Annotated in this window: 1 protein-coding gene; it reads right to left on the reverse strand. The window is 56.9% G+C overall.

Features of this window, described 5'->3' with window-relative positions; translation table 11 throughout:
- On the reverse strand, positions 1-973 hold a 973-nt coding region (locus tag NX782_RS26225), incomplete at its 3' end, for an IS481 family transposase (protein WP_258848442.1).
- Positions 974-1,101 lie beyond the last annotated feature (128 nt).

The raw sequence follows: 1,101 nt of genomic DNA on the forward strand, positions 1-1,101 counted from the left end.
TGTCGAGTCCCGTTTGATCATAAACGCGCTTAACGAATAACTCTGGACGCTTCTGCTGCCATTCCTTGAGTGCAAGGACAGGGGTTTTACTGCCGATGGCGCGCTGGGGAATATGGTGGTTGTACAGCTTCAGATAGTTCAGCAATGTGGCCTGCAAGTCGGCCCTGCTGTCGAAACGGGTCTGCTGTAGCAGTTCGTTGATGCGTCCGTTGAAACGCTCGACCATACCGTTGGTTTGCGGATGGCGCGGTGGTGCCAGCCGATGCTCGGCAGGCAGGGCTGCGCAGGCAACGTCGAAAGCGTGATTGCCGCTGGGCTTCTTGTTTTTGGTGGCGAAGCGGTCGGTAAATTGCGAGCCGTTGTCGGTCAGGATCTTGCTAATTTTTATGGGGGAAGCCAGCTTGAGCCGACGCAGGAAATCGACGCTGCTCGCCTCGGTCATGTCGCCGTAGATGTGCATGAAAACCCAGCGCGTCGCACGGTCGATGGCGACGAACAGATAGCGGCGCGAGGTCTCGTCCGGCATCTGCGGCAAATATTTGATATCGATGTGAATGAAGCCGGGTTCGTAATCCTTGAAGGTCTTCTTCGGCGTGATCTTTTCGCCCTCGGCAGTCGCAATCAAGTCCGTCAGACGCGACATGCCTTCACGCTTTAGCAGGCGCGCAATGCCCGCTCGCGAGACGGCCGGATTAATGTACTGTTTTGTGATGAACAGCAGGTCGTCGAGCGGCAGGTAAAGCGACTGGCGCAGAGCCAGGACAATCGCTTCCTGGGCCTGGCTCAACGTCGTATGCAGGGTATGGGCACGGTGAGATCGATCCTGCACGTCATCGCGTCCCAGCCACTTCTGTGCAGTGGCTCGCGTGATGTTGAAAACCTTGGCGGCTTCTCTGGAGGACAGGCCGGAATCCTTGATCTCCTGGCGGATCTTGGGTGTGGTACGGGCCTGCGGGTGAATGCGTGAACTCATGTTGCCAACTGCTCCTGCTGCGATTGAATGCCGGGACTGCTGAACCCAGCAATCATGTCGCCCAGCATAGCCCTTGCACGAAATAAAGGCCAGCTACGGCGGGGAATATGATCGCACGAAACTGAACA

The organism is Massilia norwichensis, from assembly GCF_024753245.1.
In the GTDB taxonomy this organism is placed as follows: domain Bacteria; phylum Pseudomonadota; class Gammaproteobacteria; order Burkholderiales; family Burkholderiaceae_D; genus Telluria; species Telluria norwichensis.